Annotated in this window: 14 protein-coding genes; 8 read left to right on the top strand and 6 right to left on the bottom strand. The window is 74.2% G+C overall.

What is annotated here, in order from left to right:
• Nucleotides 1–89: 89 nt before the first annotated feature.
• Nucleotides 90–875 (top strand): hypothetical protein, encoded by a 786-nt coding sequence (locus KPL60_RS31635; protein WP_226368064.1) that lies wholly within the window; start codon nt 90–92, stop codon nt 873–875.
• Nucleotides 876–899: 24 nt separating this feature from the next.
• Here KPL60_RS31635 and KPL60_RS31630 read toward each other — a convergent pair whose 3' ends face one another.
• Together KPL60_RS31630 and deoC are read right to left on the bottom strand one after the other, a co-directional pair.
• Nucleotides 900–2675 carry a hypothetical protein gene (locus KPL60_RS31630; protein ID WP_226368063.1) on the bottom strand — a complete coding sequence of 592 codons (1776 nt, stop codon included), beginning with the start codon at nt 2673–2675 and terminating at the stop codon, nt 900–902.
• Nucleotides 2676–2756: 81 nt separating this feature from the next.
• Nucleotides 2757–3479, bottom strand: a complete 723-nt coding sequence (gene deoC / locus KPL60_RS31625) for a deoxyribose-phosphate aldolase (RefSeq protein WP_226368062.1) — start codon at nt 3477–3479, stop codon at nt 2757–2759.
• A gap of 167 nt (nt 3480–3646) precedes the next feature.
• On the opposite strand from deoC, the gene KPL60_RS31620 reads away from it, so the two are divergent.
• Nucleotides 3647–4111 (top strand): STAS domain-containing protein, encoded by a 465-nt coding sequence (locus KPL60_RS31620; RefSeq protein ID WP_226354478.1) that lies wholly within the window; start codon nt 3647–3649, stop codon nt 4109–4111.
• Here the strand turns inward: KPL60_RS31620 and KPL60_RS31615 are convergent.
• Nucleotides 4087–5535 (bottom strand): NAD(P)/FAD-dependent oxidoreductase, encoded by a 1449-nt coding sequence (locus tag KPL60_RS31615; protein WP_226368061.1) that lies wholly within the window; start codon nt 5533–5535, stop codon nt 4087–4089. The genes KPL60_RS31620 and KPL60_RS31615 overlap by 25 nt on opposite strands.
• A 113-nt stretch (nt 5536–5648) precedes the next feature.
• Between KPL60_RS31615 and KPL60_RS31610 the strand changes: the two genes are divergently transcribed.
• Nucleotides 5649–6596 (top strand): calcium/sodium antiporter, encoded by a 948-nt coding sequence (locus KPL60_RS31610; RefSeq protein ID WP_226368060.1) that lies wholly within the window; start codon nt 5649–5651, stop codon nt 6594–6596.
• Nucleotides 6597–6618: 22 nt separating this feature from the next.
• Nucleotides 6619–6813: a hypothetical protein gene (locus tag KPL60_RS31605; RefSeq protein ID WP_226368059.1), complete on the top strand. Its 195-nt coding sequence runs from the start codon at nt 6619–6621 to the stop codon at nt 6811–6813.
• Between the two features lie 163 nt (nt 6814–6976).
• Here the strand turns inward: KPL60_RS31605 and KPL60_RS31600 are convergent, their stop codons facing one another.
• The 3 genes from KPL60_RS31600 to KPL60_RS31590 all read right to left on the bottom strand — a co-directional run bounded on the left by KPL60_RS31600 (nt 6977) and on the right by KPL60_RS31590 (nt 10247).
• Nucleotides 6977–8131, bottom strand: coding sequence for an IS701 family transposase (locus KPL60_RS31600; RefSeq protein ID WP_374228582.1), 1155 nt, complete (start codon nt 8129–8131; stop codon nt 6977–6979).
• A 106-nt stretch (nt 8132–8237) separates the two neighbouring features.
• Nucleotides 8238–9248, bottom strand: coding sequence for an ATP-binding SpoIIE family protein phosphatase (locus KPL60_RS31595; protein WP_226368058.1), 1011 nt, complete (start codon nt 9246–9248; stop codon nt 8238–8240).
• A 114-nt stretch (nt 9249–9362) separates the two neighbouring features.
• A complete protein-coding gene (locus KPL60_RS31590) occupies nt 9363–10247 on the bottom strand; it encodes a helix-turn-helix transcriptional regulator (RefSeq protein WP_226368057.1) in 885 nt (294 codons plus the stop codon).
• 187 nt (nt 10248–10434) lie between these two features.
• On the opposite strand from KPL60_RS31590, the gene KPL60_RS31585 reads away from it, so the two are divergent.
• The 4 genes from KPL60_RS31585 to KPL60_RS31570 all read left to right on the top strand — a co-directional run bounded on the left by KPL60_RS31585 (nt 10435) and on the right by KPL60_RS31570 (nt 14772).
• Complete coding sequence (locus KPL60_RS31585) at nt 10435–11151, top strand: DUF3159 domain-containing protein (RefSeq protein WP_226368056.1); 717 nt, start codon at nt 10435–10437, stop codon at nt 11149–11151.
• A gap of 42 nt (nt 11152–11193) precedes the next feature.
• The gene (locus tag KPL60_RS31580) at nt 11194–12186 is read left to right on the top strand and encodes an SDR family oxidoreductase (protein ID WP_226368055.1); all 993 of its coding nucleotides are present in this window, start codon (nt 11194–11196) and stop codon (nt 12184–12186) included.
• A 181-nt stretch (nt 12187–12367) separates the two neighbouring features.
• Nucleotides 12368–13321 carry a hypothetical protein gene (locus tag KPL60_RS31575; RefSeq protein WP_226368054.1) on the top strand — a complete coding sequence of 318 codons (954 nt, stop codon included), beginning with the start codon at nt 12368–12370 and terminating at the stop codon, nt 13319–13321.
• Entirely contained in the window at nt 13318–14772 is a 1455-nt protein-coding gene (locus tag KPL60_RS31570) for a hypothetical protein (protein WP_226368053.1), read from the top strand. The genes KPL60_RS31575 and KPL60_RS31570 overlap by 4 nt, the downstream gene beginning before the upstream one ends.
• Nucleotides 14773–14820 lie beyond the last annotated feature (48 nt).

Here is a 14820-nt window from a genome sequence, read left to right as displayed (position 1 = left end):
GCCCGTCCTGCGGGTCCGGGGTGCCGGTAACGCATTCCCGCGCGGGTCTGATGGAACGGACAGACGGACCACCCGTACAGGAGGAGCTCATGTCCGCCACGCGATCGAAGTGGGCCACGACCGTCCTCCCGACGGTGCTGGAACGGGACGGCACCCGCAGGGTGCACGACCCCCTCGTCCTCGACGGGCCGGGCCGGAAGCTGAACACCTCCGGCGGCGTCGACCTCCCCGGTTCCGGCGCCGGGGCCGTCGTGCTGCTCCTGGTGGTCGTGGCGGCGGCCGTCCTCGTGCCGCTGTTGCTGGCCACCGGGGTGCTGTCGGCGGTGCTCTGGGGCGCGGGCGCCGCTGCGGTGGCGGTGGTCGCCGGCTCGCTGGTCTACACCTCGGTGTTCCCGGACCCCGTCGCGCGGTACCGGAAGGAGCGCGGCGGCGACCCGTTCCTGGACGTCGGGGACGGCACGGACCAGGCCCGCCTGTGCGACCTGGCGACGGCCGTCGCCACCTCGTCCGCCTGGCAGCAGGCCCGTGTCGATCCGGACCGGTTGTTGCCCGCGACCCTCTGGAACGCCGTGAAGCTGGCCGAGCACGTCGGGAACCAGTCCGCCGACCTCGCGCGGGACCGCGCGGCGGGCCGCGCCGAGCACGTCCTGGCCCCGACCGTCGACGACCTGGCGGCGGCCACCGGCGAGCTGGCACGGGTGGAGACCAACCTGCGCACGCTCGGTGCGCTCGCCCGGGACCTCGACGGGCGTGCCGCGGCTCCCGAACGGGCGGCAATGACGATGACCTCGGCGCCGGTCGCGGAGCTCGGGCTCGCAGCCGCGGCCTCGGAGGCGATGCTCGACCACGCCCGGACGGTGCACCGGCTGCAGTGAGCCGGTCGCCCCGCCCGGCCGCCCTCAGCTCTCCGTGGCCGGACGCGTCACGAGGCGCCGGGTGCGGTCGGGGAGCCGGTCGACGATGCGGCCGATCCGCTCGGTGGTGCCCTGCAGCGGCGCGAGCGCGTCGGCCAGCACCCCGATCTGCCGGTCGAGCGCGTCGATCCGGGCCGCGACCGACCGCAGGTCCGGGGCGACGGCGGTCAGCTGGCTCGCGGCCTGCGCGAGGTTGACGTCCAGCGCGGCCAGCCGCGGGGTCCCGTCCACGTCGGCGTCCGCGACGGCCGCGGCGATCCGCCGGACGGCGCCCTCGTCGCCGGTGGCGGCGGCCAGCGGCGCGAGGTCCTCGCGCACGGTGGCGAGCACCCGCAGCGGCTCCACCGCGCCCGCGAGGGCGGCGAGGTCGCCGGGGGTGCGGGCCAGCTCCTGCAGCGGTCCGACCGCCTCGGCGAGCCGCGCGAGGTCGGCCCGGGTCGCGGCCAGCTCGTGCACCGCGGGCACGGCGCCGGTGAGGCTCTCCAGGTGCTCCCGGGCCGAGGCCAGCTCCCGCAGCGGCTCGACGGCGCCGGCGAGCTGCGCCAGGTCGGCGCGGGTGGCGGCGAGCTCCTGGAGCGGGGCGACGGCGTCGGCGAGGCGCTGCAGCGAGGTGACGGCACCGGCGAGCGCGGCGAGGTCGCCCGCGGCCGGGGCCAGCTCCCGCAGCGGCGCCGCGGCACCGGCCAGCTCGTGCAGGTCCCCGCGCACCGCGGCCAGCTCGGACAACGGCCCGACGGCGGCGCTGAGCTCCCGCAGCGACTCCACGGCCCCCGCCAGCTCCGACAGCGGACCCACGGCCGAGCTGAGCTCGGACAACGGCCCGACGGCCGTGCTCAGCTCGGACAACGGCCCGACGGCCGTGCTCAGCTCGCGCAACGGACCCACCGCGGTGCTGAGCTCGGTCAGCGGGCCGACGGCCGTACCCAGCTCGCGCAGGGGCTCCACCGCCGTACCCAGCGCCCGCAGCGGCTCCACCGCCGTGCCCAGCTCGGTCAGCGGCCCGACGGCGGTCGCGAGCTCACGCAACGCCTCGACCGCACCCGCCAGCTCCGACAGCGGCCCCACGGCCGCGGCCAGCTCCTGCAACGACGCGACGGCCCCGGCCAGCTCCGACAGCGGGCCCACCGCGGCGCCGAGCTCCCGCAGCGCCTCCACCGCACCCGCCAGCTCCGACAGCGGACCGACGGCCCCCGCCAGCTCCTGCAGCGACGCCACCGCCCCGCCCAGCTCCCGCAGCGGCCCGACCGCGGCGGCGAGCTCGTGCAGGTCGCCCCGCACCGCGGCCAGCTCGTGCAGGTCCTCCCGGACCCCGGCCAGCTCGTGGAGGTCGTCGCGCACGCCGGCCAGGTGGTGCAGGTCCTCGCGCAGCCCGGCGAGCTGGTGCAGGTCGTCGCGGGCACCGGCCAGCTCGCACAGTGGTCCGGCGGCCCCGGCCAGCTCGACCACGGCCGCGGTCAGCCGGTCGATCCGCTCGACGGTCACCGGGTCGTCCCACAACGTCACGACCCGGCCGAGCACGTCGTCGAGCACCGGGGCGAGGCCGGTCAGGGCGGCGTCGACACCGGCGATGCGCCGCGGCAGCGCGGCGACGTCGGCCGCGACCGACGGCATCGCCTCGACCGCACGCGGGGCCTCGGCCAGCCAGCCGGGCAGCCGGCGGCCGATCTCCACGGCCGCGCCGACCGTGCCGAGGGCGGCGCCGATCAGGGTCCCGGTGACGCCCGCGGGCGACCAGGAGCTCGGGAGGGGCTGCTTCGCCATCGGTCTCCTCCGGGGCTCACGGGAACGTGCTCGGGTCAGCTTCGCAGATCCGGCGGCCCGGTGTACCGCTCGGTAGCCCCGTCAGTACGACGCGTCGTCCACCCGGGCCGTCGCGTCGCCGCCGGCGTCACGGGCCGCGGCGTCATCGAGGATCGTGGCCGTACCGCTGGTGCCGAAGCGGGTGACGCCCGCGGCGTGGAAGGCCAGCACGGTGTCGAGGTCCCGGACCCCGCCGGAGGCCTTGACCTGCACCTGCGGTCCGACGGTGGCGCGCATGAGCGCGAGGTGCCCGGGCGTGGCGCCGCCGCCGGCGAAGCCGGTGGAGGTCTTCACGAAGGCCGCGCCCGCCGACTCGGCGGCCCGGCAGCCGGCGACCACGTCGTCGTCGGACAGCAACGCGGTCTCCAGGATCACCTTCACGACGCGGCCGTCGGCGGCCCCGACGACGGCCGCGATGTCGGCCTCGACGTCGTCGGTCAGGCCGCTCCGCAGCCGGCCGATGTTCAGCACCATGTCCAGCTCGGCGGCGCCGTCGGCGATCGCCTGCCGCGCCTCGGCGACCTTGGCCGCGGTGCTGGTCGTGCCGTGCGGGAAGCCGATCACGGTGCCGACGGCGACGCCGGTCCCCGCGAGCCGGGCGGCGGCGTGCGCGACGTCGGACGGGCGCACGCACACGCTGAAGATGCGGTAGCGCGCGGCGAGGTCGAGCTGGGCGTCGACCTCGGTGCGGGTCAGCTCGGGCTTGAGGATCGCGTGGTCGATCATCCCGGCGATCGCGGCGGCGGAGAGGGTCGTAGCGCTCACGGTGGTCCTTCGGGTCCCGGTGGGAGGATCGCCCCCGCGGGTGGTCGGCGGTCGGGTGCGAAGGCTACGCGCCCGGGGCGCCGCCGATCAGCACATGCGGTGACGGCCACCCGCTGCGATGCTGGTCGGACACTCCGGAGATCCCGGTGGCGGAAGGGGGCCCGACCATGGCGGACGACGACCGCTCCGCTCCGGACGCCGCGCACGCCGCCGTTCCCGGACCGACGCTGCGCTTCGAGCAGTCCAGCCACCCGGCGGGCGCCACCGTGCTGCACGCGATCGGCGCCATCGACGACGACACCTCGCCCGATCTCTGGGTGGAGATGGGCATCTGGTCCGAGGCGGGCCCCGAGCTCATCCTCGACCTGACCCGCGTGGACTTCCTGGGGACGGCGGGGCTGAACTCGCTGCTCCAGTCGCGCGACATGATGGGCTCCGAGGGCAAGCGGCTGCGGGTGTACTGCGGGTCGAGCCGGCCCGCACGGCGCGCGCTCCAGGTGACCGGCGCGATGGACCTGTTCGACGTCGTCGACCGGATCCCCGAGGAGCCGGCGTCGTCGCGGAACATGCTGTTCGGCGTGCCGGACCCGGACGTCCGCCTGAACGGTCAGCGCCGCTCGAACGACGAGTAGCCCGCGGCGGCCTCGTCGTCGCAGGCCCGCAGCACGCCCGCGACCCCGCCGGGCACCGCGTACGGCGCGACCGGCTCCGCCGGGCACGACAGCGCCTCGATCGTCGACAGGCCGTCGGCGTCGAGGGCGCCGATCGCCCGGTCGACCCACTCGACCTGTCCCTGCAGGCAGGCCGCGTCGTTGCCGTACCCGAGGGTCGGCGCCAGCGGCGCGAACAGGTTCGGGAAGCCGGGGTGCGCCATCCCGAGCAGGCCCGGCCCGGTGCCGAGCAGCCGCCCGTCGCGGCCGACGACGTCGATCCCGGCCCGGGTCGCGCCCGGGTCGAACCCGGTGGCCAGCACGATCGCGTCCAGACCGACGACGGTCCCGTCGGCCAGCCCGACCCCCTCCGGCCGGATCCGCGTGACCGGGTTCCGGGCGAGGGGGAGCACCTCGACGTCGTCGCGGTGGAAGCTCTCCAGCCAGCCCTGGTCGGTCGCGACGGGGCGCAGGCCGTAGTCGTCGCCGTCCGGGACCAGGGCCGCCGCGAGGCGGTCGTCGCCCAGCCGCGCCCGCATCCGGTCACGGACGACCGCGGCCGCCGCGGCCCGCAGTGCCGGGTCGGACGCGAGCCCGGCGAGCCGGGCCGGGTGCAGCGCCAGCGGGTCCTCGTCGTAGACCGTCCCCAGACTGTGGAGTCCTCTGTGGACAGACGGATGTCCGGTGCCGGACGGTGTGGACCGGACCGCCTCGCGCATCGCGGGCAGCCGGTCGCGGTAGGCCGCGCGCTCCGGCCAGCCGAACATCGGGTTGGCCGCGGGCAGCACGAAACGCGGGGTCCGGGCCAGGACGGTGAGCCGGCCGACCCGCCCGGCCAGGGCCGGGACCAGCTGGACCGCGCTCGGCCCGCAGCCGACGACGCCGACCCGCAGCCCGTCGAGCTCGGGTCCCCCGGCGGGCCACGCTCCGGTGTGGACGACCGGCCCGGTGAAGTCCGACCGGCCGGGGACAGCGTCGGTGCGGGGCGCGGTGAACGCCCCCGTGCAGCGGACCAGGAACCGGGCCGACAGCTCGTCGTCGCCGGTGCGGACCCGCCAGCGGCCGCCGTCCCAGCGGGCGGCGGTGACCGGTGTGGACAGTCGCAGGTCGCGGTGCAGGTCGAGCCGGTCGGCGACGAACCGCAGCCAGCGCAGCACCTCGTACCCGGCCGGGAAGCGCTCGCTCCAGCCCCAGTCGCGGTACAGCTCGTCGGAGAACAGGTACTGGTACGCGGCACCCTCGGTGTCGATACGGGCACCCGGGAACCGTTGGTGGTGCCACACCCCGCCGGGCTCGGGCGCGGCGTCGACGCAGGTCACCCGCAGACCGCGCCGGCGCAGCAGGTGCAGCGCGTACAGCCCCGCGACCCCGGCGCCGACGACCACGACGTCGTGCTCGTCCTCCACCGGCCCAGCGTGGCCGATCCGGGACGTCGCCGGACCGACCTGTCTCAGATCGACACGCGGCGCCCGGTGGGCGAGGCTGGGTCCGTGGTTTCCGGCAGGGCGCGGTAGCGCCGGTGGACACGGTCCTCCTCGGGGTCGGCGGTCTCGTGCTGCTGCTCGTCGGCGCCGAGCTGCTGGTCCGGTCCGGCAGCAGGCTCGCCACCCGGCTGGGTCTGTCCCCGATGGTCATCGGGCTGACCGTCGTCTCGGTCGGCACGAGCCTGCCCGAGCTGGCGATCGGCATCGACGCGGCGCGCTCGGGCAGCCCGGGCATCGCCACCGGCAACATCGTCGGCACCAACCTGGCGAACCTGCTGCTCGTGCTCGGTCTCGGTGCGCTGCTGCGGCCGGTCGCGTTCGACCGGCGCACGCTGCGTTACGACCTGCCCGCGATGGTCGCCGCCGCGCTACTGCTGTTCGCCCTGTCGCGCGACGGGTCGATCGGCCCGGCCGGCGGGGTCCTGCTGCTGCTCGCCGCCGTCGGCTACGTCGTACTGGTGCTGCGCACCTCCCCGCGCGAGGACGTCACCGCCGAGGCCGACGCCGGCGACGGGCGCGGCGGCCCGCTGGTGCAGCTGCTGGTGCTGGTGGTCTCGCTGGCGCTGGTCGTGCTCGGCGCGGAGTGGCTGGTCGACGGCGCGGTGCAGGGGGCGCTGGTGCTCGGCGTCGACGAGGCGGTGATCGGGCTGACGGTCGTCGCGCTCGGCACGTCGGCACCCGAGCTGGTGACGATGCTGGTCGCCGTCGCACGGCGGGAGACCGGGCTCGCCGTCGGGAACCTGGTCGGGTCCAGCGTCCTGAACATCGCGCTCGTCCTGGGGGCGACGGTGCTCGCCGCACCCGGCGCGACGATCGCGGTCCCGCCGGACGTCGTCGACGCCGACCTGGTGCTGCTCGTCGTCGCGACCCTGGGGACGGGGCTGGCGATGCGGACCGGGTCCCGCCTGTCGCGGCCCGAGGGCGGGCTGCTGGTGCTGGGCTACGCGGCCTATCTGACCTGGTTGGTCCTCACCCGGGTGTGAGCGGGTGTCGCACACTGGGCGCATGACCGCTTCCGACGACGCATGGTCCTGGCCCGACGCGACGACCGCGGCGCACGACCTCGCCGCGCACCTGGAGGACGCCGCCCGTGCCCTGCGCGACGGCCGCGCGGAGGTCCGCCGGTCCGCGACCGGCACCGCGTCCGACGGTCACCGGCAGCTGGAGATCGACCTGACCTGGAGCGAGGACGCGTCCTAGTACTACAGTCGCGTTTATGGGTTGTGGCTGCGGTGTTGGTAGTGGTGCTGTTGGGCGGTGTGTTGGTGTCTTCGTCGCCAGCGTGAGCGGCGCAGCACGTGGCCGGGGTCGGCGATCGTGTCCAGTGCGAGGGTGGCGATGAGGTGGCGGATCTCGGGCAGGCTCAGCGCGATGAGCTCGCCGCTGTCGGCGTGGAGAGCCCCCTTTTTGACCGTGTCACGGTGAGGAAGGCGTGCGCGAGCATGGAGAGAGTGATGTGCCGGTACCAGCCGGTGTATTGCCGGACTTGGTAATGATCGAGGCCGGTCTGGCCTTTCGCGGTCTGGAAGGTCTCCTCGATCGCCCACCGCGCGCCGGCGACCCGGGCCAGCTCGCTGAGCGCGACTCGCTTGGGCGTGTGGCAGAGGTAGTACGCCAGCTCTGAGGGGGCAGTCAGGCTGCGGCGGGCCAGCAGCCAGTACTCGGCGTCGGGATCGCGTTCCCCGTTGATCCGCGCCCGCGCCCACGCGTAGCGACGGTCGCCCTTCGATCCGGCGCCGGCTGACCTGCTGCGCCACGCGGTGGCCGGCAGTCCTGCGATGAGCGCGTCGGCCCGGTACTCGCTCCCGATGATCGACGAGGTGGTCTTGGCGATCACGCGCTGGTTGGAGGGGATCGCGAGCACGTAGCTCATCTGACGGTCTTCGAGGCTCTTGCGGAGCCGGTAGTGCTGTCCGTAGACGGCATCGCCGGTCACCCACGACGCCGGAACCCCGCCGTCGATCGCGCGGGCGATCATCTCGACCGCCAGCTCGGGCTTGGTGCGGAACTCACGATCAGCAGGGATCCCCGCACGGTCACATCGGGGGCGATCCTCGGTCCACGCCTTCGGCAGATACAGCTCCCCGTCCAGGAACGTCCGCCCATGCGGCGTCGCATAGGTCAGGAACACACCGACCTGCGCGTTCTCAATCCGACCCGCCGTGCCGGTGTATTGCCGCGCGACACCCGCCGACCGGTCTCCCTTCTTCAGGAACCCGGTCTCGTCGACGACGAGGATCCCAGCCCGGTCGCCCAGGTGCGCAACGACATACGTGCGCAGATCGTCCCGCACTGCATCGGGATCCCAGTCCGTCGTCGACAGCAGCCGCTGCATCGGATCCGGCACCGGCTGACCGGCCTGCTCGGAGATCGTCCACGAGTTCTTCCGCTCCCGCTCCGAGAGCAGCCCCCGCACATACGCGACCGCGTTCGCCCGCGGCTCCGAACGCGCGAACCGCGACCCAATCAACCGCGCGATCTCGTCCAGACCCGCCGCCCACTCCCGCACATCCGCCACACCAATATCGTCACCCACCGCCAAGGGTTAACACAGTCACGAACACCAGAACCGGAAACACACCGATCACCCTCAACATAAACGCGACTGTAGTACTAGGGCGGGATCAGCGCGCGGCGAGCTCGGCCCACACCCGCTTGCCTCGGCCCCGGGTGTCGCAGCCCCAGGCCTGCGCGACGGCGTCGACGAGCTGCAGGCCGCGCCCGCGCACCGCCCGCAGGTCGAGCGGCTGGAGCAGCGGGCTGCCCGCGCCCTCGTCGTCGACCTCGATCCGCAGGGCGTCCCGGCCCCGGACCAGGGTCAGGCGGAACGCGGTGCGGGCGTGGTCGACGACGTTCGCGACGAGCTCCTCGATGACCAGCATCGCGTCGGCGAGGGTGCCGGGGGCGAGGTCCCAGCCGACGAGGACGCGTTCCGCGGAACGCCGCGTCTCCCGGCCGACCCCGGCGTGCGGGACGTGCTCGGTGACGACCCGGTCGGCGTCGCCGGTGCCGGGCTCCTCGACCTGCACGACGACCACCCCGGCATCGTCGCTGAGGTGACCGCCGCAGTGCGCGAGGGCTGCGTCGGTGAGGGCGCGCGCGATCGTGTCGGCGTCGGCGCCCGGGTCGAGCGAGGCCAGCGTGCGCCGGGCGCCCTCCTCCCCCAGCTGCTCCCAGTGCCCGCGCACGTGCGCCTCGGTGATGCCGTCGGTGTAGAGGACGAGGCTGTCGCCCGCGGTGAGGGTGACGGCCTCGTCGGCCACCATCGGGGTGGTGCCGATGCCGAGGACCAGCCCGCCGCCGCCGTGGAACTCGGCGGTGCCGTCGGCCCGTCGCACGAGGGCGGGCGGGTGACCGGCCGAGGCGAGGTCGGCGTGCCAGGTGTCGGAAGGGCCGCGGCGCAGCGACGCGAGCGCGGCGGTGACGAAGCTGATGCGGCCGTCGAACCAGACGTGCAGGACGTCGTTGACGGTGCGGAGCACGGCGGCCGGGTCGTTCTCGAAGTGCGCGGCGGTGCGGGTGGCCGAGCGGGCCAGCGCGGTCGTCCGGGCGGCGCCGGCGCCCTTGCCCTGGACGTCGCCGATCACCACGGCGACGCCGTCGGGGGTGGGGACCGCGTCGTAGAAGTCGCCCATGACCTCCACGCCGGAGCCGCCGGGCAGGAAGCGGGCCGCGATGTCGACCCCGGGCAGCCGCGGGGGCTGCGCGGGCAGCAGCGACTCCTGCAGCGTCCGGGCCAGCGTCTCGGGTCACGTCTCGTCCGGCCGCGGGCCGACCGGTTCGCCGTGCCGGTGCCAGGCGGCGGACGGTGCCCCGATGACCGAGAGCAGCTGCAGCTTCTCGTGGGTCTCGCTGCCCGGGACGGCGGTGTAGACCAGCAGCAGCTGGGACTGCTCGGTGTCGAGCAGCGTCTGGCAGTGCAGCTCCAGTGCGCCGACCTCGGGGTGGAGGAGGCGCTTGACGTCGTCGATCCGGACGCCGACCTCGTGGCTGTCCCACAGCGCGCGGAACTCCTCGTTCTCCGGGTACAGGAGATCGGCGAGGTGGGCCGCGCGGGACCCCGGCCCGCGCCGGGCCGCGACCGCACGCAGGCCGGAGACGTAGCGCCGCGACAGGAACGCGTGGTCCTCCTGCGGGTAGAGCAGACGGGCGCCGGGCTCGGTGAACCAGCGGTAGCCGATGCTCCGCGACGGGCCGGTGAAACCGGTGGTGTCGCCGGTCAGCGCGACCCCCAGTGAGGTCTGGCGCAACGTCTCCCCGAGCTCGGTGACGATCTCGGCGGGGGTGTCGACGAGGCGGTCGAGGATGCGCAGCAGGCCGGGGCCGATGTGCTCGCTGGTCGCGCCGCGGGCGGGCGGGTGCTGCCCGGCGAGGCGGAACAGGTGGTCGCGCTCGTCGAGCGAGAGGTGCAGCCCCTGGGCGATCGCGGCGATCATCTGCTCCGACGGCCGCGGGCCACGCTCCCGTTCGAGGCGCGCGTAGTAGTCGGTCGACATGTGGCACAGCGCCGCGGCCTCCTCACGGCGCAACCCGCTGGTACGTCGGCGCTGCCCCCGCGGCAGCCCCACGTCCTCCGGTTGCAGTACCTCACGGCGCCGCCGCAGGAACTGGGCCAGGCCCACCCGGTCGATCATCTGTACCGCCTCTCGGTCGCTCCTGGCTCGTTCCTACCGGGTCGCGCAGCACGCAGCCACGGACTGTCGATCCGCCCCGGCGGCCCGGGGGGGCGGACCGCTCAGCCTCGGATCGTCAGGCCGTGGTTGCCGGTGCCGCGGGGGTCGAACGTGGTCGGCACACGGCCACCGACCCGAGGAGCTCACCGTGCCGAACGAACTCTTCCCGCTCGACCCGACCACCACCGTGCCGCCGGGCCGCCCGGAGGAGCACCGCACCGGCGAGCCGGCTCCGGCCTCGACACTCTCCGCGGCGATGCGGACCAGCCTGGACCGCTCCGGCGGCGCCGTCGGGATCCTCCTCGCCGCCACGCCCGCCGTCGCCTTCGTGGCCGCCGACGCGGCGGGTGGTCTGACCTGGGCGTTCATCGCTCTCGCCGTCGCCGCGCCGGTGACGTTCGGGGTGCGCCTGGCCCGCCGGGAGTCCCTGCGGGCCGCCGTCGTCGGTCTGGCGGTGGCCGGCGTGTGCGCCGCCGTCGCCGCGTTCTCCGGGGAGGCCCGGGCGTTCTTCCTGCTCCCCACCCTGATCCCGGCCGCGCTCGGCGTGCTGTTCCTCGGCTCGGTCCTCGTCCGCCGCCCGGTGACCGGGACCCTGTTCAACCGGCTGGTCGGCGGCCCCGAGGACTGGCGCGGACACACCAGGCTGATGCGCGTCTACACCGTCAGCACGCTGGCCGGCGTCGTGCTCCACGCGCTCAACCTCACCCTGCGCGCCGTGGCCTACCTCGCGGACCAGCCCGCCGTCCTGGCCGCGCTCGGCGTCGCCGCCGTACCGGCCTTCGCCGCACTCGCCGCGGGCACCCTCGTCGCCGCCCGCCGCGCGATCGGCCCCCGCGTCGCCACCGCCGTCGCCACCACCGCCTGACCACCGCCCGACCTCGAACACCGCACCCACCAGGGAGACACCATGTCCAGCACCCGCGACATCACCATCGGCGACCTCACCGGCCGGCTCGCCGTCGTCACCGGCGCCAGCGACGGCATCGGGCTCGGCATCGCCACCCGGCTCGCCGCCGCAGGAGCCGAGATCGTGCTGCCCGTCCGCAACCGGCGCAAGGGCGAGGCCGCGGTCGACGCGATCCGCACGCAGGCCCCCGGCGCGACCGTGTCCCTGCGCGAGCTCGACCTGTCGTCCCTCGGCTCCGTCGCCGCGCTCGGCGCCACGCTGCGGGGCGAGGGCCGCCCGATCCACATCCTGGTCAACAACGCCGGCGTCATGACCCCGCCGCGGCGGGTGACGACGGTCGACGGGTTCGAGCTGCAGTTCGGCACCAACCACCTCGGTCACGTCGCCCTCGTCGCGCACCTGCTGCCCCTGCTGCGTGCGGGCCGGGCACGGGTGACCTCCCAGCTCAGCGTGGCCGCCCGCCGCGGACGGATCGCCTGGGACGACCTGCAGGCGCAGGTCGGCTACGGCAACGGGATGGCCGCGTACGCCCAGTCGAAGGTGGCGTTCGGACTGTTCGCCCTCGAGCTCGACCGCCGCAGCCGCGCCGGGCACTGGGGCATCACCAGCAACGTGTCCCACCCCGGGATCGCCCCGACCAGCCTGCTCGCCGCGCGCGCCGAGGTCGGTCGCGAGCAGCCCGCTCGGGGACGACGGGTGATCGGCGCGCTCTCGGCCCGCGGCATCCTCGTCGGGACCGCGCAGAGCGCCGGGCTGCCCGCGCTGTACGCCGCGACCTCCCCGGACGCGCACGGTGGGCGGTTCTACGGGCCCGACGGGTTCGGGGGTCTGGGTGGTGCGCCCGCCGAGCTGAACCTCTACCGGCCCCTGCGCAGCACCGACGACGCCGAGCGCATCTGGCGGGTCTCGCAGGAGCTCACCGGGGTCTCGTTCGACGGTGGGGACACCGTCGCGACCGAGGACACGGTCGTCCTGCGCCGCGACGTCGGGTGAGGACGAGGGAGTCCGGCCCGGCGTCCGCGTACTGCGCCACCTCGTCGTCTGTGCGTGAGCACCGGACGACGGCGCCGCTCCTCAATCCTGGGTACAACGGGTGCCGACCCGCAACGCGTCCGTCCGGCCGAACGACAGTCCCGCCAGACGGACACACGGAGGGCGACCAGTGGCGATCTCGATGATGCGGGCGGCGCGGCTGACCCGGGAGAACCGGACCACGGCCCGAAGGCTCGCGGACAGACACCGGCGACTCGTCACCGACGTCGAGATCGAGCGCGACGCCCACGGTCTTCGGCGGATGAACCTCTACTACACGACCCTCGTGCCGTTCTGCGTCGCCTTCCTCCGACTGAAGAACGTCGACCTCGGCGTCCTCGAGGAGATCACCCTCCCGAGTCCGACGACGTTCTCGCCCGCTGAATCCGCCGGTCCGACCCGGACGACGGCGGCGGTACACGGACTCGCTGCGACTGTCGGAGGAGCGGTACTGGGCGCCGGGGCAGGGTCCGCGGCCTTCGCCGGGGTGGGTGCCTTCGCGGCGGCATCGACGGGAACCCCGATCTCGTCGCTCGCCGGTGCCGCAGCGACCAACGCGACCCTCGCGTGGCTGGGTGGCGGTTCACTCGCCACCGGAGGTGGGGGCGTCGCCGCAGGGACAGCAGTCCTGACGGGAGTCACCGCCGCCCCCGTACTTTTCCTCGGGGCCGCGTTCATCGAGTGGAAGGGACGTCGGGACCTTCGCGACCAACGCGAGGTCGAGGAGCAGCTGTCGACCCGGGAATCGGCGATGGCGGCCGACGAGCAGCGGTACGCGGAGATCATCGAAGGGAGCCGCCGGTTGCGCATGGTCCTCTCGGAGCTGCAGGACCAGATCGCGAGCAGGCTCGACGAGTTCGTGTCGTCGGTGCAGCGGAACGACGACTTCACCTCCTACTCCACCGAGGAGCAGACGGCGGTGATGACGATCGTCCGACTGGTCTCCACCGCATCGCGGACCATGTCGGCACGGCTGACGGACGACACGGGTTCGGTCAGCTACGACTCCGTTCGGATCATCGACCGGGCCCGGGAGGTCCTCGACGCCGTACGGACCACGGGCGGCGACCCGACGGCCATGGGGTCGGCGGCGTGAGCGAGCAGCGGAAGCCGCGGACCGACGACGCAGGACGTGACGCGATGTGGCAGGCGGTGGTCGATACGATCACCCGCAGGGCAAGAGCCCACACCCTGGAGGCGTTCTCCACGCGCGACGAGGCCGCCGCCCTGGCTGTCAGGTTCGACGGTCACCGCGTCGAACATCGCGCCGGCCATCTCTTCGAGCTGTGGCACAAGCACAGCTTCAACACCGACGCCATCACGAAGAACGCGACCGCACGTGCACGTGTCACCGCGTCCGACGGCGAGCCGACTGCCGCCGCAGATCTGCGCATTCTCGACGGCGGGCGCGTCGTAGGCGAGGTCCAGGCCAAGCTGTACGGACGCGCGTCCGCTGCCGCTCGTACGCTGGCGCACCCCCGGTACACGGGGATGCAGCGCCTCGTCGCGGCGGACAAGCGCGAGCAGGTCGAGAATCTCCTCGACAAGGCGCTGCGGCGCGACGCCGATGGCATCTATCAGGACGACTACTCGGACACGCGTGCCCACCTGGCGGAGATCGTGTCGCACGGCGATGTCACGAGCACCCCGGTCGACACGGGAGATGTCCACCGCGCCGCGGAGAACATCGCCCGCTGGGGCGACGGACTGGCGCTCCGAGCGGCGGGGCGGGAGATCGTTTCGGCTGCGGCTGCCGGCGCGGCAGTGAGCGGAGGTCTGGCCGGGGCGACGGCGGCGGTCCGTGAGGTCGCCCGCGTGCGTTCCGGTGAGACGACAGCCGTCGAGGCCGCCTGTTCTGCAGCCGGTGCCGCCGCGAGGGCCGCGGCCCGAGCTGGCCTCCTGTCAGGTCTGGGTGCCGGCGCGAAGGTCGCCATGACGGCGCTGAAAGCCCCCGCCCCGGTTGTCGCGAACGGTCTACCGGGAGCCGTCGCATCGGCGGTCTTCGGCGTCGCCGACGCGGCGGTCGCATTCGCGTGCGGCGACATCGACCGTGGGGAGTTCGCCGCCACCACCGGGGAGGTCACCTTCCAGGCCGGGATGGCGTGGGCAGGCGGAGCAGTGGGCCAGGCGGTGTTCCCTGTTCCGGTTCTGGGAGCTCTCGTCGGAGGCTTCGTCGGCCAGGTGTCCGCCACGGTGGTCGCACAGGGCATTCAGATGGCGATGGAGGTGCTCCGTTCGCAGGGACAGAGTGACTCGACGCTGTCGCTGCTCGACGCCGAGGCGGATGCGGCCGTGGAGATGGCGCTTCTCCTGAGCGAGGCCGAGCGGGCGCTGGGAGCCGAGAACTCCGCTCGCATCGGTGTCGCCGTCGTTCCTCAGCTCGAGCATGCTCTGAGGCTGGGAATCGCAGCAGGCCCGCAGACTGGCGTCGCAGAGCTGCTCGGTATCGCCCGTCGTACCGACGGCGAGTCACTGTTCGAGCAGATCGACGACTTCGGCCCGTGGATGGCGGACCCGACGACATCGTTGTCCCTGTCCACCGTCTAGAACAGGCCGACCACCGCGTGCTCACCTCGTCCTGACCGCCACAGCGGC

The sequence above is a fragment of the Pseudonocardia sp. ICBG162 genome, assembly GCF_020496225.1.
Lineage (GTDB): Bacteria > Actinomycetota > Actinomycetes > Mycobacteriales > Pseudonocardiaceae > Pseudonocardia > Pseudonocardia alni.
The sequence above is the reverse complement of the archived record's forward strand: the minus strand, read 5'-3'. Positions and strand labels throughout refer to the sequence as shown.

Excerpts from the sequence above, each read along its gene's own strand:
- KPL60_RS31580 (WP_226368055.1), top strand. The coding sequence starts at position 11,194 with ATGTCCAGCACCCGCGACATCACCATCGGCGACCTCACCGGCCGGCTC.
- KPL60_RS31595 (WP_226368058.1), bottom strand. The coding sequence starts at position 9,248 with ATGGGCGACTTCTACGACGCGGTCCCCACCCCCGACGGCGTCGCCGTG.
- KPL60_RS31605 (WP_226368059.1), top strand. The coding sequence starts at position 6,619 with ATGACCGCTTCCGACGACGCATGGTCCTGGCCCGACGCGACGACCGCG.
- KPL60_RS31620 (WP_226354478.1), top strand. The coding sequence starts at position 3,647 with ATGGCGGACGACGACCGCTCCGCTCCGGACGCCGCGCACGCCGCCGTT.
- KPL60_RS31635 (WP_226368064.1), top strand. The coding sequence starts at position 90 with ATGTCCGCCACGCGATCGAAGTGGGCCACGACCGTCCTCCCGACGGTG.
- KPL60_RS31590 (WP_226368057.1), bottom strand. The coding sequence starts at position 10,247 with ATGATCGACCGGGTGGGCCTGGCCCAGTTCCTGCGGCGGCGCCGTGAG.
- KPL60_RS31630 (WP_226368063.1), bottom strand. The coding sequence starts at position 2,675 with ATGGCGAAGCAGCCCCTCCCGAGCTCCTGGTCGCCCGCGGGCGTCACC.
- KPL60_RS31575 (WP_226368054.1), top strand. The coding sequence starts at position 12,368 with ATGATGCGGGCGGCGCGGCTGACCCGGGAGAACCGGACCACGGCCCGA.